An 18398-nucleotide genomic window follows, 5' to 3' on the forward strand; every position below is an offset into this window, starting at 1 on the left:
CCGCATGAAAGGTCACGTATTCGATCCACGAACTCAGATCCGTCACCACGGAGGCCTACCGGAGGCCGTCCCGCTCGTGGACCGCAAAGTCACAGAGGGAGCAAGTGCACCGGCCTACGCCGCCGAACTCTCCCGTATCCAGGGCGTGTTCCAGGTCGACGCGCCCACCGGCCGCTACCAGGACGGCCGTCGCACCGCCCCATCGGGCATCGCGCACCGCGACGGCGGCGCACGCCTGGCCGTCGTCCCGGCCCAAGCGGCGATGTACGGCGACGTCCCCGCGTTCGTCGAGCGGATCCGCGACACCCGGGCACCCGCTCCCGCCCTGGTCGGCGGCTATCCGGCGGAGACGACCGACTTCCGCGCCACCCTCCTGGAGCGGCTGCCGTACGCCGTCGCCCTGATCCTCCTGGCCACCTTCGGTGTCCTCTTCCTGATGACCGGAAGCGTGCTCCTGCCGGCCAAGGCGACCGTGCTCAATCTGCTCAGCCTGTCGGTGATGTTCGGCTGCCTGGTGTGGGTGTTCCAGGAGGGCCATCTGTCGGGGCTGCTCGGCTTCACGCCCACCGGGTCGATCGAGCCGAGCATCCCGGTGCTGATGTTCTGCGTGGCTTACGGCCTGTCGATGGACTACGAGGTGTTCATGCTGGCCCGCATCAAGGAGGAGTACGAGCGGGTCGGCGACACCGAGGCGGCGGTCGCCGCCGGGATCCGGCGCAGCGCTCCGCTGATCACCGCGGCGGCCGGGATCCTCGCGCTCTCCTTCCTTGCGTACGCGACCGGGGGCGTCGTCTTCCTCAAGGAACTCGGCGTGGGCACGGCCCTGACGATCCTCGTGGACGCCACGCTCATCCGCGTCGTGCTGCTGCCCGTCGCCATGCGGCTCGCGGGCCGCGCCAACTGGTGGGCGCCGGCCCCGCTGCGCAGACTGCACCGCCGCTTCGGCCCGCGGGAAGAGGCCCCCGCCCCCGAGGTACTCCAGCGGGAGTACGCGTGATCGCCACGCACGGCTGATGCCCGGCGGCCACCGTGCGGTCTAGCGTGGCCGACATGGATGAGCAGCGCGAACACAGGCGCGGCGGTCCGCCCCTGCCCTGGGGCGGACCGCCGATGTGGCGGCATGGCCCGCCCTGGTGGAACCAACGGGACGAGGCGGCGGAGGGCGGCAGGCTGCCGTGGCTGACGACGCTCTTCCTCACGGTGTTCGTGCAGGTCGGTTCGAAGTTCGCCGCGGAGGGCCAACTCGACCGTGAACCACTCGACTTCATCGCCCGGCTGATCCTGCTCGCCGGCACGGCCTCGCTCCTGCTGCGCCACCGCCACCCCGTCCCCGTGGCGCACTTCACGGCCGGGACCGCGCTGCTCTACCTGGGGGCCGGATACGCGTACGGCCCGGTCCTGATCACGGTGGCGGTCGGCTGCTTCGCGGCGGTGGTCTCGGGACACCGGCGGGCGGCATGGGGGGCCGTCGGCATGCTGTGGGCGGGGCATCTGCTGGTGGCGCACTGGCTGTACCGGTGGCTGCCACCGGACGGCGACAACGCGCGGACCTGGGGGGAAGAGACCGTCGTCGCCGTCTGGGTCGTCGCGATCATCGCGGTGTCCGAGCTGGCCCGCGTACGCCGTGAGCAGTGGATGAAGGAGCGCGCCGAGCGGGCGCAGGCCGCCAAGCGGCGGGCCGACGAGGAGCGTCTGCGCATGGCGCGCGAACTGCACGACGTCCTCGCGCACAGCATCTCCGTCATCAACGTCCAGGCGGGCATGGGTCTTGCCCTGCTCGACTCCGACCCCGAGCAGGCGCGCACCGCGCTGACCACCATCAAGGCCGCGAGCAAGGAGGCGCTCGGGGAGGTGCGCCAGGTCCTCGACACCTTGCGTGCGCCCGGTGACGCGCCGCGCGCCCCTGCGCCCGGCCTCGACCGGCTGCCCGAGCTGGTGCAGCAGGCGGCGAGTACGGGCCTCACGGTCGACGTCGACACCCGGGGGCGGGCGGTGAAGCTGCCGCCCGGTGCCGATCTGGCCGCCTTCCGGATCGTCCAGGAAGCCCTGACGAACGTCGTACGGCACTCCGGATCGCGGCACGCGCGCGTGCTTGTGCGCTACGAGAAGGCGGCGCTCACCCTGCGGGTGGACGACGACGGGCCCGCCACCGGCGCGGACGCGGGCGGCAGCGGCAACGGTCTTGCCGGGATGCGGGAGCGTGCCGCCGCCCTGGGTGGCACGATCGAGGCGGGCCCGCGCCCCGACGGAGGCTTCCGGGTCACCGCGGTACTGCCCACCCGCACGGAACCTCAGGAGAACGAGTGACGATCCGCGTACTGCTCGCCGACGACCAGTCCCTTGTCCGGGCCGGTTTCAAGGCGCTGCTCGATGCCCAGCGTGACATCGAGGTCGCGGGAGAGGCGGCGGACGGCGAGGAAGCGATCCGCATGGTGCGCGAACTGCGCCCCGACGTCGTCCTGATGGACATCCGCATGCCGCTGCTCGACGGGCTCGCCGCGACCCGCAGGATCACCGACGAGCCGGACCTGAACGGCGTCAAGGTGGTCATGCTGACCACCTTCGAGCTCGACGAGTACGTCTTCGAGGCGATCCGCGCGGGAGCCTCGGGCTTCCTGGTCAAGGACACCGAACCCGAGGAACTGCTGCGTGCCGTACGCGCGGTGGTCGACGGCGACGCGCTGCTCTCGCCGGGGGTGACGCGCCGCCTCATCGCCGAGTTCGCGGCGCGCTCCAAGGAGCCGGCGGCCGCCGAGCCGCTCGGCGAACTCACCGAGCGGGAGAGGGAGGTGATGGCGCTGGTCGGCATCGGCCTCTCGAACGAGGAGATCGCCCGCCGCCTGGTCGTCAGCCCGCTCACCGCCAAGACCCATGTGAGCCGCACGATGGTGAAGCTCGGCGCCCGTGACCGCGCCCAACTGGTGGTCCTGGCCTACGAGTCGGGCTTGGTACGGCCCGGCTGGCTGGGCTGAGCGGCTCTGGACTGGTCCATCCTGAGCTGCTCCGCCCTGCGCCGACCCGCCCGCCGGTGCCGCACGAGGATCGTCACCACGGACGCCACGAAGACCGTGGCCGCGACGACCGCGCCGACGCGGTTGAGGGTGTGCTCCGAGGGTGACGTCACACCGAAGAAGTGGACGGGCGCCGTCACCGCGATGAACGCGGCACCCGCGAGGCTCGTGGCGACGAACAGCGCGAAACCGATCTCGACGGTGGCCTCGTCCCGCTCGGCCTGTGTGCGTCGCCCCATACCCCGAGTGTCAGGGGTGTGCCTCCGGCGGGCAAGGAACTGCCCGCCGGAGGCCGGGAGTTGATGTCCCGCACGGTCAGTCGCGGGCGGCCACCGGCTCCCGCTCGTCCTCCTGGGAGGCTTCCTGGGTCGGCGACTTGGCGACGACGACCGACTCCGGCGTACGACGCGTCCGCAGCCCGGTGAGGGTGATCAGGAGTCCGGCGACCGCGATCGCGGTGACCACGATCAGGCCGGGCCGGTAGCTGTCGAGGACGGCCTGCGGCGAGGAGCCCGCCCCGTCGCCGGCCGCGGTGATCACGGCGGTCACGACGGCGAGGAAGATCGCGCCGCCCACCTGGATCGAGGTGTTCAGAAGCCCCGACACCATGCCCTGCTCGTCGTCGTCCACGCCGTTGGTGGCCTGGATGTTGAGCGACGGGAAGACCAGGGCGCAGGCGAAGCCGAGCAGGATCATCGACGGCAGGACCATGGACGCGTACGACGGGGTCAGGGTGACCCGCAGGAAGAGCACGTACGAGGCGACGAGCAGCGCGAAGCCCGCCACGATGACCCGCGGGGTGCCGAACCGGTCGATGACCGAGCCGACCTTCGTCGAGGAGAGGGCGACGAGCGCGCCGGCCGGCAGGAAGGCGAGCGCCGTCTCCAGGGCCGACCAGCCGAGCAGCGACTGGAAGTACTGCGTGGCGAGGAACTGGAAGGAGACATAGCCGCCGAAGAACGTCATCGCGCCGATCTGCGCCCGGAGTTGAGGTCCCGAGCGCAGCACGCCGAGGCGGATCAGCGGGCTCGGGGTGCGCAGTTCGATGCGTACGAAGACGGCGAGCAGCACGGCGGCGACGAGGAACGACAGGAGCGTGCGGGCCGAAGCCCAGCCGGCTTCCGGGGCCTCGACCACGGTGAAGACGAGCAGCAGCATCGTCGCCGTGCCGGTGACGGCGCCCGGCACGTCGTATCCGCCGGTGTTCTTCTCGCGGGCGCTGCGCGGGATCAGCTTGAGGCCGGCGACCAGCGCGATGACGGCGATGGGCGCGGGCAGCAGCATGGTCAGGCGCCAGCTGGCCTCGGTGAGCAGGCCGGAGAGGACAAGGCCCATGGAGAAGCCGGTGGCCGCGCAGGTGGTGTAGATGGTGAGCGCGCGGTTGCGGACCGGGCCCTCGGCGAAGGTCGTCGTGATGATGGAGAGGCCGGCGGGCGCGGTGAACGCGGCGCTCAGTCCCTTGATGAAGCGGCTCGCGATCAGCAGCGGGCCCGAGTCGACGAATCCGCCGAGCAGCGAGGCGAGCGCGAAGACGGCGAGCGCGATCAGGAAGACCCGGCGCCGTCCCAGCAGGTCGGCGGCGCGGCCGCCGAGCAGAAGCAGTCCTCCGTAGCCAAGGATGTAGCCGCTGACGACCCACTGCAGGGTCGAGGTGGAGAGGTTCAGTTCGGAGCCGATGGAGGGCAGGGCGACGCCGACCATCGATACGTCGAGTGCGTCGAGGAACATCGCGGCGCAGAGCACGAGGAGAGTGCCCCACAGGCGCGGGGACCAGCGCTCCGGGGACGCGGAGTCAGCTGTGAGCGGAGAAGTCATGCGCAGCACAGTACATGCGCATGCATTGACTGCAAGTGCATTTAATTCCGATGCAACAATGGGGGCCTTTTCTGCTACCGTGCGATGTCATGGCGGCGAAAACGGCCGAGCAGGCGCTCGTGGACCAATGGCGCGACATCCTCGCGGTGCACGCACGCACTCTGTGCGAACTCGACCGCGCCCTGCATGAGCACGGCCTCGGGGCGAGCGACTTCGAAGTCCTCGACGTGCTGTCCGAGAGCGCCGCGGAGGACGGCGGCGGCGCCTACCGCGTCCAGGAGATCGCGGGCCGGGTGCATCTGAGCCAGAGCGCGCTGTCCCGCCTCGTCGGCCGCCTGGAGAAGGACGGCCTGGTGGAGCGCGGGATGTGCAGCGAGGACCGGCGCGGAGTGCGGGTGTGCCTCACGGAGAAGGGGCGCGCGCTGCATACGCAGGTGCGGCCGCTGCAGCGCGAGGTTCTGGGCAGGATGCTGACGGAGCCCGGCTCCCAGTAGCCCTCCGGGGGGCTTTATACGCCGGACGTTTCCTGCCACAGCGCGGCGAGCGCGGAGTCACCGTCGATGTGCGGGAAGTTCGCGCGGTTCCACAGCGCCAGGTACAGCTGATCGGCGGCCCCGGACAGCTCGCAGTCGACGTCCTCGGTGCCGCCGCGCTCGGTGACGGGCGGCTCCGCAGAGAGCCGCACGGTCCATGAGGCGTCCGCGTCCGTGGCCCGTACGCGCAGTCGGCAGGGCTTCTCGACCCGCACCTGGCTGCGCGAGCGGGCGTGAAACCCGCGGAGCAACTCATCGATCCCGTCCACGGCGAACTCCGTACCGATCGGCGACGGTGTGCCCCCGAGCGCGGACTCGGCGTCCACGCGATGAACCGTCGTCTCGTTCGCCTGCCGCCGCGCCCAGAACGCGAGCGGCGATGGCGCGGGCAGAAACGCCCAGCACTGTACGTCGGGCGATGCGGCCCGGAGCGTGCCGACCAGGTCGGCGTGCGCCTGCCGGTACCAGTCGACCAGGGCGGGGCCGTCAAGGCCGGGCGGGTCGCCCATCGGCCGGGGCGAGCCGCACTCCTCGGCGACGAACGCCGCGGCCCAGCGGTGCACGACCCCCGTGTGCCGCAGCAGATCACGCACCTGCCAGCCGGGGCAGGTGGCCACCTCGGCATCCGTGCCCGCCGTTTCGGCGGCGCCTGCCAGCAACTTGCCCTCGGCGTCCAGAATCTGAAGGTGCTGGGAGATCTCCATGGGGGGATTGTGCCGGATGGAGTGCGCTCGACGGGTCAGGTCTTGCGGACGGCGCTGGTGAATCCGGCGACCCTCGCTCGTCCCCGGCACGGACGGCGGTTGGACCGCGCGGGGCGAGGCGCTGCACAGCGGGCACGGCTATGCGGACGAGGGCAGCTACTACTCGCAGAAGCGCACGACGGTGCGGGTGAGCGCGTACGTGGTCTCGCCCGACCGCCGCGTGCGCGCCGCGACGCTCAGGGTCGCGGGGGAGGCCGACCCGGACACGCGATACCGCGTCACGGTCGGCGTCCGCTCCCGCACCGTCTCCGGGGCCGACCTGATGAGCGAGGAACTCGGGCCCTTCCCGGTGGCGCGCGGCGAGGTCACCCCGATCACGCTCACACCGGCCGAACCCGCCCACGACGGCGAGGACCTGAAGGCGAAGGTGACGTCCCTGACCCTCACCCCACAGAACGACGGCCGCGCGGGTGTTGCCGTTCGGTGACATGAGGGACAGGGCTGTGACACGGGAGAGGGCAACGCACTTGGGGGGTAGCGGGTCGTATGGGGCAAAGGCGGCGCGGGCCGCCGCTGCCCTCAACGGGCAGGCCGACCAAGTGATCCGGGGAACCCCATGAGGATGAGTGTGCGCAGGAACAAGGGACTGATCGCCGCGGCCGCGGCGCTGGCCGCGTCAGGGGTCGCCATGGCGGCGGTGCCGGCCACCGCGGCCGACATGCCGCGCTTCCTGGCGCCCTCCGAGCTGCCGCCGCACGCGGCGTCGGAGTGGTTCGCGGGCCCGGTGACGGCCGGCCAGCCCGACCCGCTGCCGATGTGCGTCGGCGAGGCACTTCCGTCGACGTCCGTGCACCGCGCCTACCGCACCGACTACGACACCGGAGCGCTGCAGGTGACGGTCGTCGAGCGCAGCGAGCAGCGGGCGAAGGAGTTCGCTGCGCTCCTGCGCGGGAAGCTCGACGGGTGCGCGAAGAAGGTGATGAAGGAGGACCCCGGTACCACCGCGAAGCAGAAGTACTACGGCAAGGTGAACGCCGAAGAGGGAGCCCACGTCTACGGCGTCCACACCGTGACGTCATGGGGTGCCTCCGACATCAACCTGTTCTCGGTGGGCCGGGACGGCGCGACGGTGACACTCGTCACCTGGGGTCAGATGGGCGGCTTCGCGGACGCCCAGGTGGCCGACTTCAAATCCACGACGGCCACGGCCGTCAACAAGCTCTACTGACCTGTTCCGGCGGGACGCGCCGGCGTCCCGCTCTGGAACGGGGCAGCATTCCGGCCACGCATGGTTCGGCTGACCGCCTCCACCGACCGTAAGGGGAGACGCAAGCGCCCCGTCATAGGGTGCTGGCACTCCACCCGGCAGCGTGGCCGGGCTTTCGGAACGGGAAGGCCATATGACCATGGATACAAAGGCGTACATAGAGGATGTCTACGGCCAGATCTGCCGGCGCAGCGCGGGGGAGGGGGAGTTCCATCAGGCGGTGGACGAGGTGCTGCGCTCCCTCGAGCCGGTGCTCGAGCGGCATCCGGAGTACGTGGACGCGGGGATCGTGGAGAGGATGTCCGAGCCGGAGCGGCAGGTGATGTTCCGGGTTCCGTGGGTCGACGACCAGGGCGTTGTGCGCGTCAATCGCGGCTTCCGGGTGGAGTTCAACAGTGCGCTCGGGCCCTACAAGGGCGGCCTGCGGTTTCATCCGAGCGTCAATCTCGGCATCGTCAAGTTCCTTGGGTTCGAGCAGATCTTCAAGAACGCGCTGACGGGGATGGCGATCGGCGGCGGCAAGGGCGGAGCCGACTTCGATCCCAAGGGCCGCTCGGACGGCGAGGTGATGCGGTTCTGCCAGGCCTTCATGACCGAGCTGTACCGGCACCTGGGCGAGCACACCGACGTGCCCGCCGGGGACATAGGCGTCGGGGCCCGTGAGATCGGCTACCTCTTCGGCCAGTACAAGCGGATCACCAACCGTTACGAGTCAGGAGTCCTGACCGGCAAGCCGGTGGCCTGGGGCGGTTCGCACGCCCGTACCGAAGCCACCGGTTACGGCACCGTCTACTTCGCCCAGGAGATGCTCGCCACCCGCGGCCAGAGCTTCGAGGGGCGCCGGGTCGTGGTCTCGGGCTCCGGCAATGTCGCCGTCTACGCCATCGAGAAGGTGCACGCCCTCGGCGGCCGCGTGGTCGCCTGCTCCGACTCCTCCGGCTACCTCGTCGACGAGGAGGGCATCGACCTTGACCTTCTCAAGGAGATCAAGGAGGTGCGCCGGGAACGCATCTCCGCGTACGCCGATGCGAAGCCGACCGCACGCTTCTCCGCCCGCGGCACGGTGTACGACGTCCCCTGCGATCTCGCGCTGCCGTGCGCGACCCAGAACGAACTGCGGCGCGACGACGCCGCGGCTCTGGTCAAGAACGGTGTGATCGCCGTCGCAGAGGGAGCCAACATGCCCTGCACGCCCGAGGCCGTCGAGGTGTTCCGGGAGGGCGGGGTGCTCTTCGGCCCCGGCAAGGCGGCGAACGCGGGCGGCGTGGCCACCTCCGCCCTGGAGATGCAGCAGAACGCCGCCCGCGACACCTGGAGCTTCCAGCAGACCGAGTCCCGGCTCGCCGCGATCATGCGGGATGTCCACGCCCAGTGCCGCGAGACCGCCGAGACATACGGCGCCAACGCGGACGACTACGTCCTCGGCGCCAACATCACCGGCTTCCTCCGGGTCGCGGACGCGATGACCGCGCAGGGAGTGGTCTAGGTCGGCGCCTGGTCCTGCCGCTATCGGCCAGGACCTGAGGTGACGGGGGCACCTCGTGCGTGTCCCAGGCGGCCAGGTCGTCGACTTGGCCGCCCGGGAGCATTCATCGTCGGGTCGTATAGCCGATCACCGCGGTGAGCCCCGCATGCACCGCCATGCTGGTGCATGCCGACGGCGGCCAAGGTGCCGCCGGCCACGAGTCACCGCGGACACCACCCTGTTGCGCCAGGTGACCACCGAATCGCTGGTCGGTGGGGTCACCGGCGCTCTCACCCTGGCGGCGACCCTGGTGATGATGGGGCTGCTGGACGCCGTGCGCTCGCTCGGGGCGCTGCGCACCGTCAAGGCGTCGGGAGCCGAAGACCGCGAGGAGGAGCGCATCCACCAAGCCGCCGCCCAGGCGTGGCGGGCCGGCGTGCGGGCCGCGAAATGGACGGCGCCGGCCGGAAACACCGCCGGGCTCGCCGCACAGACGGCCTTCCTGCCGGTCCGACGTGCACCACGGCGTCAGCTTCACCATCCCCCCGCGCGGCATGACCGCTTTCGTCGGCCCCTCCGGCGCGGGCAAGACCACCGTGTTCTCCCTCATCGAAAGGTTCTACGAGGCCGACTCCGGCCGCATCCTCCTGGACGGCATGGACGTCAAGAGCTGGCCGATCGCGCAACTGCGCGCCGCGATGGGTTACGTAGAACAGGACGCGCCCGTGCTGTCCGGCACCCTGCGCGAGACCGTCGCCGAGGCGGCTCACGCCACCACGGTCCTCGTGGTGGCGCACAGACTGTCCACCGTGACCATGGCCGACCGCATCGTGGTGATGGACACCGGCCGCGTCAGGGCCGTGGGCACGCACGCCGAACTCCTCGTCGCCGACCCGTTGTACGGGGAGCTGGCCGCCACCCAGTTTTTGGCCACCGACTGAGCGCCGCACCAGGACGGCCGGCGGCCTGCCCTGTCCCAGGACCGCGGGACGGATGCCGGTCCGGGCAGGCCCCCACTGCACCGCCTGCCAGAGATGTGTGCCTCCAGGTGCTTGCGCAGGGCCGGATACGGCCTTCCGCGCGCCTTGCCGGGGCGGGACGGTGGAGGCCGAACACCCCCACTTGCGACGAGCAAGGAGATGGCCATGGAACATGACACGGGCAAGGAATCGATCACAAAACGGCCCTATGTGGAGCCTGAGGTCGAGGAGCTGGGCACGGTCGAGGAGCTGACGGCCATGGGTGGCCTGCTCGTGCACGACAACCCGGCCCACCGTGTGCTGCTGTGAGTCCATTTCCCTCCCCGGGCAGGCATGCCCGGGGAGGGAGCCGTAGCGACGGACAATGCTTCGCGCGTGCGGAGGGGAGCGTCCGGTGACGGGCACGGGGTCTGTTCTGGTCGGGGACTACACGGGTTGCCGCGGGCAGGTTCATTTCGGTGATCCCGACTCCCGCATCACCTACGTGGCCGCCCCCTTCGGACAACGCCCGGCACCTCCCGAGACGGGCCGCCTCGCCGTGCAGTGGCATGCAGCACCGGACGCTCCTCGGGTTCCGGCCCCTGCGGACCGGGAGCGGCTGCTGCTGTCCGGACCTGTCATGGGGCCGGTGACGCCTGACCGGGTACGGCAGATAGCCTCCGCCCTCAAGAACGCCCGCTACGCCGAACTTGCGCGGCTGCCCGGAGACCTGGCCGGCTGCCTGGTGACCGAGCACAGAGTCTTTCTCTTCCGGAGCGCCACCAGCCGGGAAGGTCTCCTCCATCGCAGGGACGGCGCACTGCTGCGGTGGTCAACCGATCCCACCGATCTGCTCGACGGCCCGGAGGAGTTCGACCACGAGGCGATCTGGCGCTCGTGCCGCGGCGACGAGGTGTTCATCTATGACAACCTCACGCCGGTCCTGCCCGGACAGGTGGTGGTCGTCGACCGCGACCGCGTAGACGTCGTGGAGTACGACCCCATCGTCCCGCTGGAACTGCCCCGGCACACCACGATGCCGGAATACGCCGAGATCGCCTACGACTTGATTCTGCAGGCGGTGCGCCCGTACACCGGCCGCGGCCGGATCGGCATCCTGCTCAGCGGCGGTCTTGACTCCGGGGCGGTGCTCACGGCCCTGGTGGACTCCGGAGCCGACGTGGTCGCCTACCACCAGGCCACCGATGACCCTCTCGCCGATGAGTCAGGCTACGCACGGGAGGTCTGTGACCACCTGGGCGTACCTTTCGTGCCGGTCATGATGGACCACGACGAGGGCTATCTGTCCGAGAAATGGGAGCTCCCGCATCCCTACAACAACATCGCCTTCCGGTGGCAGGAGCAGATCGCCGACCGCATCGAGCGCGACGGAATCACCTTCCTGACCTGGGGCCGCGATGGTGACATGGTCTTCGGCCCGACGCGCTACGGGCTGTACGAGGTACTGCACGGTGATCTCCGCCTGCGAGAGAAGGCGGCGCTGTGCCGGGGGCTGCTGTGCTCACGCTTCGAGTCCTCCCGCATCCTCCGAAGCGCCAGCGCGTCCTCATCCGTTCTGGGCGATCTGGTGCCGACCGGGGACAACGCACGAGCCACCGATTTCCTCACCCCGCTTCCCGGCGTGCCCGACGACCGGTTCAGCGACGCGTACTCGGCCCGGGACCACTGCGTGGACCTCAGTGTCTGGCGACCGCGGGGAATCCAACTGTGCAGTCCATTGGGCGACAAGGGCATCCGCCGCCTCGCGGCCCGTATGCCGGACGCCTACCGGCTCCTGCCCTACCAGGGGAGGCTGATCACCAAGCCGGTGCTCCGGCTGCTCCTGTCCACCCGGCTCCCGGAGAGGATCTGGCGCCGCTACGGACGGCTGTGGCTGGATTCGCCGCACAAGAACTATGCCCTCAACCACGGCCAGGTACTGGCAGACCTGATCGGGCGCCCGGACGCGCACCTCATTCGGATGGGCATCGTGGATCCGCGGCAGCTCGCCCGTGTGCTGGCCGAGCCGGCGAGCCTGCGCCGCAATGCCGAACAGCTGATCTGCGCCGCCATGACCGAGCTGTTCCTGCGCGGCGACGCGCGGCGGGCCTCCGTTACGCAGAAGGGTGTTCGCGATGCCTCTCGTACGGCTGGCTGAGCACGCAGTCTTCGACGACACCGACGGCGCGGGGGTCATTCTCGACACCGGCCGGGGTGTCTACCTGACTCTGAACTCGACGGCCACCCTCATGCTGCGGGCGGCCCTGCACGGCGACACCGTGGACGATGTGGTCGGCCGCCTCCGCGAGCAGATCGACGCCACGGACCAGACCCTCCAAGCCGGTCTCGCCAAGCTCACCGGCCAGCTCCGCGACCGTGCGTTGCTGGCCGCCACGCAAGAGGGCCCGCGATGAACAGAGCCGTCACCACACCGGACGGGGAGTTCTTCCTGTCCGACCTCGACCCGGCCACCACCCCGCCACGCATCCCTCTCCCGCTCCGCGCGTACGCCGTGGGGCGCACCTTCCGCGCGCTGTGGATCTACCGTCGGCACGGCTGGTCGGTGGCGCACCTGTATCTGCGGCGTCTACGCCCCGGCCCCGGATCGGCGGCACTGGCCGCCCTCCCGGCCGGCACCGCGCTCCGGCTGGCCCGCCGGGAGGTCTTCGCCTCCCAACTGGTCCATCGCACGGTGCTCCCTGACGGTCTCTGCCTGCCGCGCTCCCTCGCGCTGGCCACGTATCTGTCAGCTCTCGGACTGCCCGCTCAAGTGACCATCGCCCGCCTGCGCACCGTGGCCATGCCGAAGAACAGCTTCCACTCCTGGACCGAGCTGTACGGCGCCGTGCTCAACGACAATCCAGACGTCCAACTCGGCTACACCGTTCTGCAGCGCGTCGCCGCGTCCGAGGCACCCGCGGCGCCCCGCGCGCGGCTCCGTCCATGACCAAGGGGAGCCCGTGACCGAGGCGAACAACCACGTGCGGTGGTTCGAGGACCACGCGGGCCATTACGAGGAGTTGGCCATGTACGCGGCCGACTTCGGCCGGCGGCTGATCGACTTCGCGGATCCGGAACCGGCGACCCGGCTGCTGGACGTGGGAGCCGGGCGCGGCGCGGCCGCCAGGGCCGCCGTGGCCCGCGGCTGCGTCGTCACCGCGATCGATGTGACACCCGCAATGGTGCGTCGGCTCGCCGCGGACGTACCGGAGATCACCGTCCGGCAGATGGACGTGACACGACTCGATTTTCCCCGCGGCTCCTTCGACACGGTTGTCGCTGCCGACGTGCTGGAGATTCTTGAGGACCCCGCGGCAGCGGTGGCCGAAATGCGCCGGGTCCTGGCACCGGGCGGGACGGTCGCCTTGTCGGTAAACGGAGCCCGCGGCCGGTGGGAGTGGCTCACCCGGCTGGCCCAGGAGTTCTGGCCCGCCCCCGGCCCTGCCGCAGACGCCGCGACACCCGCGGATCCGGCCGCCCTGCTGGCCGAGGCAGGATTCATCGAGCTGACGCAACGACCGGTCGCGGCAGCCGTACAGGTGCCCAGGCCATCGGCGCTCTGGGAGCTGCTGGAGTCCCAGATGTCCATGGCCGTGGTCGAGACATTGCCGGCCCGACGCGCCGCCGAGTTCCGTCGCCGCTTCTGGGCCGGCGCCGAACACATGCACGCGCACGGCGGCATCATCCTCGACCACAACGCGATGCTTCACCGCGCGATCACCCCGGCATGAGCCGGGCAGGTTTCGGCGCGCAAGGAGACCGGCATGGAACTGATCCTGTTCCCCGGAGACGGAGATACCAGCAGCCCGGATGCCTGCTGGTCCTGCACCGGATTCAGCGCGTTCCGGCACCGACTGGCCCAGGCCGAGGGCTTCACACTCGATGCGATGGCAACGCGACGCAGCGCCGTCCTCGTGGCCCTGCGATCGGCCAAGCTCGCCGCCCCCGTTCCGTCATCGGCGGGCGGTGAGTCCGATGAGAGCGGCGAGGCCTGCCAGTGCCGCGACGCTGGTGAGGGCGATGGGCAGGGTGAACCAGTCGGCCATGAATCCGATGGCGGGCGGTCCCAGGAGCATGCCGCCGTAGCCGAGTGTGGAGGCGGTGGCTACGCCGCTGGGACCGGCCAGGGCGCCGGCGCGTTCGACGGCGACCGGGAAGATGTTGGCGAGTCCGAGTCCGGTGATGGCGAAGCCGATGAGCGCCACCCACACGGACGGGGCGAGTGCGCCCAGGAGCATGCCGAAGGCGGCCAAGGTGCCGCCGGCCACGAGTATCGGGGTCTGGCCGAGCCGTTCGAGCAGGGTCGTTCCGCTGAGTCGGCCTATCGTCATGGCGAGGGCGAAGCAGGAGTAGCCGGCGGCTGCGATGCCCGGGTGGGCGCTGAGGTCCTGTTCGAGGTGGAGTGCTCCCCAGTCGGCGAGTGCTCCCTCGCCGTAGGCCGTGCACAGGGCGATGAGGCCGAAGACGATCACCAGGCCGCGGGTCCGGCTGTCGAGCCGGCGAGGGGCGCTGTCCTCGCGGTGGACGCCGCTCGGCGGAGCGGGTGGTTCGAGGCGCAGCAGCGTACGTCCTGCCACGGCGGTGACGATCAGGCCGATCACGGTGAGGCCGAGCAAGTGGCGCGTGGGGGACAGGGAGCCGGCGATCAGCCCGCCGAGGCCCGCGCCGACCATGCCGCCCAGGCTGAAGGCGGCATGGAAGCTGGGCATGACCGGGCGGCGCAGAGCGGCCACCAGGTCTACGGCCGCGCTGTTCATCGCCACGTTGATCCCGCCGTACGCCGCCCCGAAGATCAGCAGTACCAGGCCGAGCGCCAGTGCCGAGTGTGTCAGCGGCGGCAGCGCGACGCTGAGCGGCATCAGCACTCCGCAGGCCACCGTCACCGGATGGCTGCCGAAGCGGCGGCAGAGGCGTCCGGTCAGGGTCATCGTGACGACGGCGCCCGCGGAGACGCCGAGCAGCGCGAGCCCGAGGTCGCTGGCCGAAGCGCCGGTCTGGTCCTTGATGGCGGGGATGCGGACGACCCATCCGGCGAAGATGAAGCCGTCGAGCGCGAAGAAGACGGTGAGGGCGACACGGAGCCTGCGAAGGCCCGGGGGAGTGGCCCGCGACGCTGCGGACGTGGTTTTGTTTAGTAGCGGCACAAAGTCAGAGTAGGGGTGCACCCCGGTCGCGTACAAGGCGGTTCTTTTTGTCGACTCGGTGTCCGCCGCCTCCTGTCGGAGATGCCGGCGAGGGCAGCGGAGATGTCAGGCGAGGGCGGCGGAGATGTCAGGGAATGGCGGTGGACGCGTCATGCAATGCCGGCGAAGGCGTCAGGGAATGGCAGGGGAAGGGCAGATGGCGACTGAACGGCGAGGCCGCGTACGGATCATGGGAGACTCGCCCTCATGAACGGCAAGGCTGCCCCCCGTGCCGAGGGGGATCTGTCCACGCGTACGCGCCTCGAGCGAGGGCGCGGCGCGCTCGGTCCCGCCCTTGAGCTCGTCCACACCGGACGGGCCCCGACGCGTGCCGTGCTCACCGCCGAGCTGGGCGTCACCCGCGCCACCGCGGGGGCCGTCGCCGCCGAGCTGGAGGCGCTCGGCCTGATCAGGATCGACGCACGGCCGAGCGCGCCCGCGGGCTCGCAGGGCCGGCCGTCGCACGGCCTTTCCATCGCGGACGACGGGCCGGTGGCGCTCGCCGCGCAGGTGCACTCCGACGGCTTCCGGGCGGCGCTCGTCGGGCTCGGCGGCCGGATCGTCGCCACCGCACCCGGCTGCGAGACGATCGACGCCGACCCGGCGCAGGTCCTCGGGTCCGTCATCGACGCGGGTGCCCAACTGCTGCGGGAGACCGGGCGGCGGTGCGTCGGCGCGGGCCTCGCGGTGCCGTCCGCCGTCGCCGAGCCGGAGGGCACCGCGCTCAACCCGCTGCACCTGGCATGGCCTGCGGGTTCGCAGGTCCGCCAGATCTTCGCCGACTGCGTACGCGACGCCGGGATCGCGGGACCGGCGTTCGCCGCCAACGATGTCAACCTCGCCGCACTCGCCGAGCACCGGCACGGCGCCGGGCGCGGCGCCCGCGACCTGCTGTGCGTGGCGACCGGCCACCGGGGCGTCGGCGGCGCGCTCGTTCTCGACGGCCGTCTGCACACCGGCAGTTCGGGTCTGGCCCTGGAGGTCGGCCACGTCACGGTCAACCCCGAGGGCCGTCCCTGCCACTGCGGAAGCCGCGGCTGCCTGGACGTCGAGACGGACCCGCTGGCCTTCCTGACGGCCGCCGGCCGCGAACCCGGGCCGGAGGGGCTGCTCCTGCAGGCCCGCGGTCTGCTCCGCGACGCGGCCGCGGATCCCTCGGTCCGCGCGGCGGCCGAAGAGCTGATCGACCGTCTGGGCCTGGGCCTCGCGGGCCTGGTGAACATCCTCAACCCGGACCGGATCATCCTCGGCGGCCTGCACCGCGCCCTCCTGGAGGCCGACCCCGAGCGGCTGCGCGCCGTCGTGGCCGACCGCAGCCTGTGGGGACGCAGCGGTGGCGTGCCGATCCTGGCCTGCACCCTGGACCACAACAGCCTGGTGGGGGCCGCCGAACTGGCCTGGCAGCCGGTGCTCGACGACCCCCTCGGGGCGCTCGGCTAGACCTTCACGGGTTCCGCCGCCTCAACTGCGGTCGTGGCAGCGGCGGTTGGCGCTTCTCGCCGCCGCCGCTTCAGGTCGGGCAGCAGGCTGACCAGGCCGAGTGCGGCGAGGGCGGCGCCGATCCACAGGGGCGCCCGCAGTCCGAACGTATCGATGGCGGGCCCGCCCACGGACGTCGCGATGATGATGCCCAGCGTGATGAACGAGGAGTGGACGGTGTTGACCAGCGGCCGGGCGTTGCCGACGCGCTGGACGCGGGTCACAAGGGCGGGGTTCATGGTGACTCCGACCAGACCGATGCCCATCATGAACACCACGGCGGGGACGGTGAGTTGGGCGAAGGCGGCGAAGCCGACGAGGAACGCCAGATTGAGTATCAGCCCGATGAGCAGGACCGGGATCGTGTGCTTGTCGGCGAACCGGCCCACGACGGTGTTGCCGATGACGGTGGCCGCGCCGTACGCGATGAGCAGCAGCGGAACGGTCCCCGTGGCGAAGCCGGTGACCTCCGTGAGGATCGGGTTGAGGTAGCTGAAGGCGGAGAACGTCGCGCCGATGATGAAGGTGCTGGTGGTGAGCGTCAGCCACAGCCGGGGATTCCGGAAGGCGCCCAGCTCCTGGCGGAGGTCGCCGCCGTCGTCGGCGCGTTCCATGTGCGGCACACCGACGAGGGTGGCGAGCGCGGCGAGGACGGTCAGCCCCGTGATCGCCCAGAACGCGGCGCGCCAGCCCAGGTGTTCACCGATCACGGTGGAGAGCGGGAGGCCGAGAAGGGTGCCGAGCATCAGCCCGTTGAGGGCCACCGCGATGGCCCTGCCCCGCACTTCGGGGCGGGTGAGCCGCGCGGCGAGGGAGATGGAGACGCCGAAGAAGGCCTGTGAGGCGATCCCTGTGATCACGCGGGCCACCAGCATGGTGCGGTAGTCCGGGGCGAGGGCGGCGAGCACGTTGCCCGCCAGGAAGACCACGAACAGGACGGCAAGCGCCGACTTCTGACGCATCTTCAGTACGGCAACGGTGAGGAAGGGCCCGCCGATGGCCATCGCGGCGGCGAAGGCGGTGATGAGGTAGCCGATCTCCGGAATCGTGGCGTCGAGGCCTTCGGCCATCTGCGGCATCAGTCCGGCGACCACGAACTCGCTGGTCACCATGGCGAAGATGCCGAGGGCCAGTACGTATACGGCGCGGGGCATGGGTCTGCTCCTGTCGGAGTTCGGTTATGGATAGATCAGTACAAAACAAAGGTGCGCGAAGGTGCGCGAAAGCGTGCGAGGGCGTGCGAGGGCGTACAGAGAATGAATGCGAGGCAGCCCAAGTCGGGCCGAGAGAAAGCCGGTTGGCGCTAGCGGGTCAGCGCGTCAGCGCGTCGAGCGCCGTCTCCGTGATGGCCTCCAGGGTGGCCCGGTCGGCGCCGCCCTGTGCGGCGACCCGCATGCCGCCGATGACGGCGTTCAGGAAGCGGGCCAGGTCGGCCGCGTCCCGCGGGGAGGTGATGTCGCCGCTGCTCTGTCCGGCGCGGATGGTGTCCTGGAAGGCGGCCAGGCGTACCGCGAGGTCGCGTGCGAGCAGTTCGGCGGCCGCGGGGTCGCGCCCCGCGAGTTCCACGGTCGTGTTGACGGTCAGGCAGCCGATGCTGTGCCCGTCCTCGCGGCACTCGAACTCGGAGTCGACGATCCGCGCGAACAGGGCGCGGATGCGCTCCATCGGTGAGCGTTCCGTGTCCGTCATGATCTCGATCTGGGTGGCGGTCATGGCGTCCATGTAGCGGGCCAGGGCCCGTTGGAACAGGTCGTGCTTGCTGCTGAAGGTGTTGTAGATGCTGCTGCGGCCCAGGCCGGTGGCGTCGCACAGATCCTGGGTCGAGGTGGCCTCGTAGCCGTTCGCCCAGAAGGCGCGCATCGCCGCGTCCAGGGCCCGTTCCTCGTCGAAGGTTCTCGGTCGGGCCATGTCGGTACCGTACAGGTTTTGGAATGGTCAGTGCAATATGGGCAATCGGAATCGCGTTACCAGTTAAATAGGAG

Annotated in this window: 19 protein-coding genes and 1 pseudogene; 14 read left to right on the plus strand and 6 right to left on the minus strand. The window is 70.6% G+C overall.

The genetic code is table 11. The annotated features are described in order from the left end of the window. Nucleotides 1-76 precede the first annotated feature (76 nt). The 3 genes from OG453_RS20695 to OG453_RS20705 are packed head-to-tail and all read left to right on the plus strand — an operon-like array spanning nucleotide 77 to nucleotide 2972. Nucleotides 77-997 carry an MMPL family transporter gene (locus OG453_RS20695; protein WP_266869458.1) on the plus strand — a complete coding sequence of 307 codons (921 nt, stop codon included), beginning with the start codon at nucleotides 77-79 and terminating at the stop codon, nucleotides 995-997. Nucleotides 998-1050: 53 nt separating this feature from the next. Next, complete coding sequence (locus OG453_RS20700) at nucleotides 1051-2307, plus strand: sensor histidine kinase (RefSeq protein ID WP_266869459.1); 1257 nt, start codon at nucleotides 1051-1053, stop codon at nucleotides 2305-2307. A 2-nt stretch (nucleotides 2308-2309) separates the two neighbouring features. Then, entirely contained in the window at nucleotides 2310-2972 is a 663-nt protein-coding gene (locus OG453_RS20705) for a response regulator transcription factor (protein WP_266869951.1), read from the plus strand. On the opposite strand, the gene OG453_RS20710 is transcribed toward OG453_RS20705, so the two are convergent. Both OG453_RS20710 and OG453_RS20715 read right to left on the minus strand, forming a co-directional pair. Then, nucleotides 2933-3250, minus strand: coding sequence for a DUF6332 family protein (locus tag OG453_RS20710; protein WP_266869460.1), 318 nt, complete (start codon nucleotides 3248-3250; stop codon nucleotides 2933-2935). The two genes, OG453_RS20705 and OG453_RS20710, sit on opposite strands and share 40 nt — an antisense overlap. A gap of 76 nt (nucleotides 3251-3326) precedes the next feature. Next, nucleotides 3327-4826: an MFS transporter gene (locus OG453_RS20715; protein ID WP_266869462.1), complete on the minus strand. Its 1500-nt coding sequence runs from the start codon at nucleotides 4824-4826 to the stop codon at nucleotides 3327-3329. Nucleotides 4827-4915: 89 nt separating this feature from the next. Here OG453_RS20715 and OG453_RS20720 point away from each other — a divergent pair, with 89 nt between their 5' ends. Further along, complete coding sequence (locus OG453_RS20720; protein WP_266869463.1) at nucleotides 4916-5320, plus strand: MarR family winged helix-turn-helix transcriptional regulator; 405 nt, start codon at nucleotides 4916-4918, stop codon at nucleotides 5318-5320. 14 nt (nucleotides 5321-5334) lie between these two features. Here OG453_RS20720 and OG453_RS20725 read toward each other — a convergent pair whose 3' ends face one another. Next, on the minus strand, nucleotides 5335-6063 hold the full coding sequence (locus OG453_RS20725) for a maleylpyruvate isomerase family mycothiol-dependent enzyme (protein WP_266869464.1): 729 nt from the start codon (nucleotides 6061-6063) through the stop codon (nucleotides 5335-5337). Between the two features lie 187 nt (nucleotides 6064-6250). On the opposite strand from OG453_RS20725, the gene OG453_RS20730 reads away from it, so the two are divergent. The 9 genes and pseudogenes from OG453_RS20730 (at nucleotide 6251) to OG453_RS20770 (ending at nucleotide 13485) form a co-directional block, all read left to right on the plus strand. Continuing rightward, a complete protein-coding gene (locus OG453_RS20730) occupies nucleotides 6251-6550 on the plus strand; it encodes a hypothetical protein (RefSeq protein ID WP_266869465.1) in 300 nt (99 codons plus the stop codon). A 135-nt stretch (nucleotides 6551-6685) separates the two neighbouring features. Beyond that, nucleotides 6686-7291 (plus strand): hypothetical protein, encoded by a 606-nt coding sequence (locus OG453_RS20735; RefSeq protein ID WP_266869466.1) that lies wholly within the window; start codon nucleotides 6686-6688, stop codon nucleotides 7289-7291. Between the two features lie 178 nt (nucleotides 7292-7469). Continuing rightward, nucleotides 7470-8816, plus strand: coding sequence for an NADP-specific glutamate dehydrogenase (gene gdhA, locus OG453_RS20740; RefSeq protein ID WP_266869952.1), 1347 nt, complete (start codon nucleotides 7470-7472; stop codon nucleotides 8814-8816). 196 nt (nucleotides 8817-9012) lie between these two features. Continuing rightward, nucleotides 9013-9736: pseudogene (locus OG453_RS20745) on the plus strand (ATP-binding cassette domain-containing protein); the annotation flags it as partial. A 204-nt stretch (nucleotides 9737-9940) separates the two neighbouring features. Then, nucleotides 9941-10084 (plus strand): hypothetical protein, encoded by a 144-nt coding sequence (locus tag OG453_RS20750; RefSeq protein WP_266869467.1) that lies wholly within the window; start codon nucleotides 9941-9943, stop codon nucleotides 10082-10084. Nucleotides 10085-10169: 85 nt separating this feature from the next. Continuing rightward, nucleotides 10170-11912 carry an asparagine synthase-related protein gene (locus OG453_RS20755; RefSeq protein WP_266869468.1) on the plus strand — a complete coding sequence of 581 codons (1743 nt, stop codon included), beginning with the start codon at nucleotides 10170-10172 and terminating at the stop codon, nucleotides 11910-11912. Beyond that, on the plus strand, nucleotides 11890-12168 hold the full coding sequence (locus OG453_RS20760; protein ID WP_266869469.1) for a PqqD family protein: 279 nt from the start codon (nucleotides 11890-11892) through the stop codon (nucleotides 12166-12168). Before OG453_RS20755 ends, OG453_RS20760 begins: the two co-directional genes overlap by 23 nt. After that, on the plus strand, nucleotides 12165-12701 hold the full coding sequence (locus OG453_RS20765; RefSeq protein ID WP_266869470.1) for a lasso peptide biosynthesis protein: 537 nt from the start codon (nucleotides 12165-12167) through the stop codon (nucleotides 12699-12701). Before OG453_RS20760 ends, OG453_RS20765 begins: the two co-directional genes overlap by 4 nt. A 13-nt stretch (nucleotides 12702-12714) precedes the next feature. Then, nucleotides 12715-13485, plus strand: a complete 771-nt coding sequence (locus OG453_RS20770) for a class I SAM-dependent methyltransferase (RefSeq protein WP_266869471.1) — start codon at nucleotides 12715-12717, stop codon at nucleotides 13483-13485. 222 nt (nucleotides 13486-13707) lie between these two features. On the opposite strand, the gene OG453_RS20775 is transcribed toward OG453_RS20770, so the two are convergent. Continuing rightward, nucleotides 13708-14898 (minus strand): MFS transporter, encoded by a 1191-nt coding sequence (locus OG453_RS20775; RefSeq protein ID WP_266869472.1) that lies wholly within the window; start codon nucleotides 14896-14898, stop codon nucleotides 13708-13710. A gap of 246 nt (nucleotides 14899-15144) precedes the next feature. Between OG453_RS20775 and OG453_RS20780 the strand changes: the two genes are divergently transcribed. Continuing rightward, nucleotides 15145-16377, plus strand: a complete 1233-nt coding sequence (locus tag OG453_RS20780; protein ID WP_266869473.1) for an ROK family protein — start codon at nucleotides 15145-15147, stop codon at nucleotides 16375-16377. On the opposite strand, the gene OG453_RS20785 is transcribed toward OG453_RS20780, so the two are convergent. Together OG453_RS20785 and OG453_RS20790 are read right to left on the minus strand one after the other, a co-directional pair. Further along, nucleotides 16374-17570 carry an MFS transporter gene (locus OG453_RS20785; RefSeq protein WP_266869474.1) on the minus strand — a complete coding sequence of 399 codons (1197 nt, stop codon included), beginning with the start codon at nucleotides 17568-17570 and terminating at the stop codon, nucleotides 16374-16376. The genes OG453_RS20780 and OG453_RS20785 overlap by 4 nt on opposite strands. A 157-nt stretch (nucleotides 17571-17727) precedes the next feature. Further along, nucleotides 17728-18324, minus strand: coding sequence for a TetR/AcrR family transcriptional regulator (locus tag OG453_RS20790; RefSeq protein ID WP_266869475.1), 597 nt, complete (start codon nucleotides 18322-18324; stop codon nucleotides 17728-17730). Between the last annotated feature and the right edge of the window lie 74 nt (nucleotides 18325-18398).

Source organism: Streptomyces sp. NBC_01381, assembly GCF_026340305.1.
Lineage (GTDB): Bacteria > Actinomycetota > Actinomycetes > Streptomycetales > Streptomycetaceae > Streptomyces.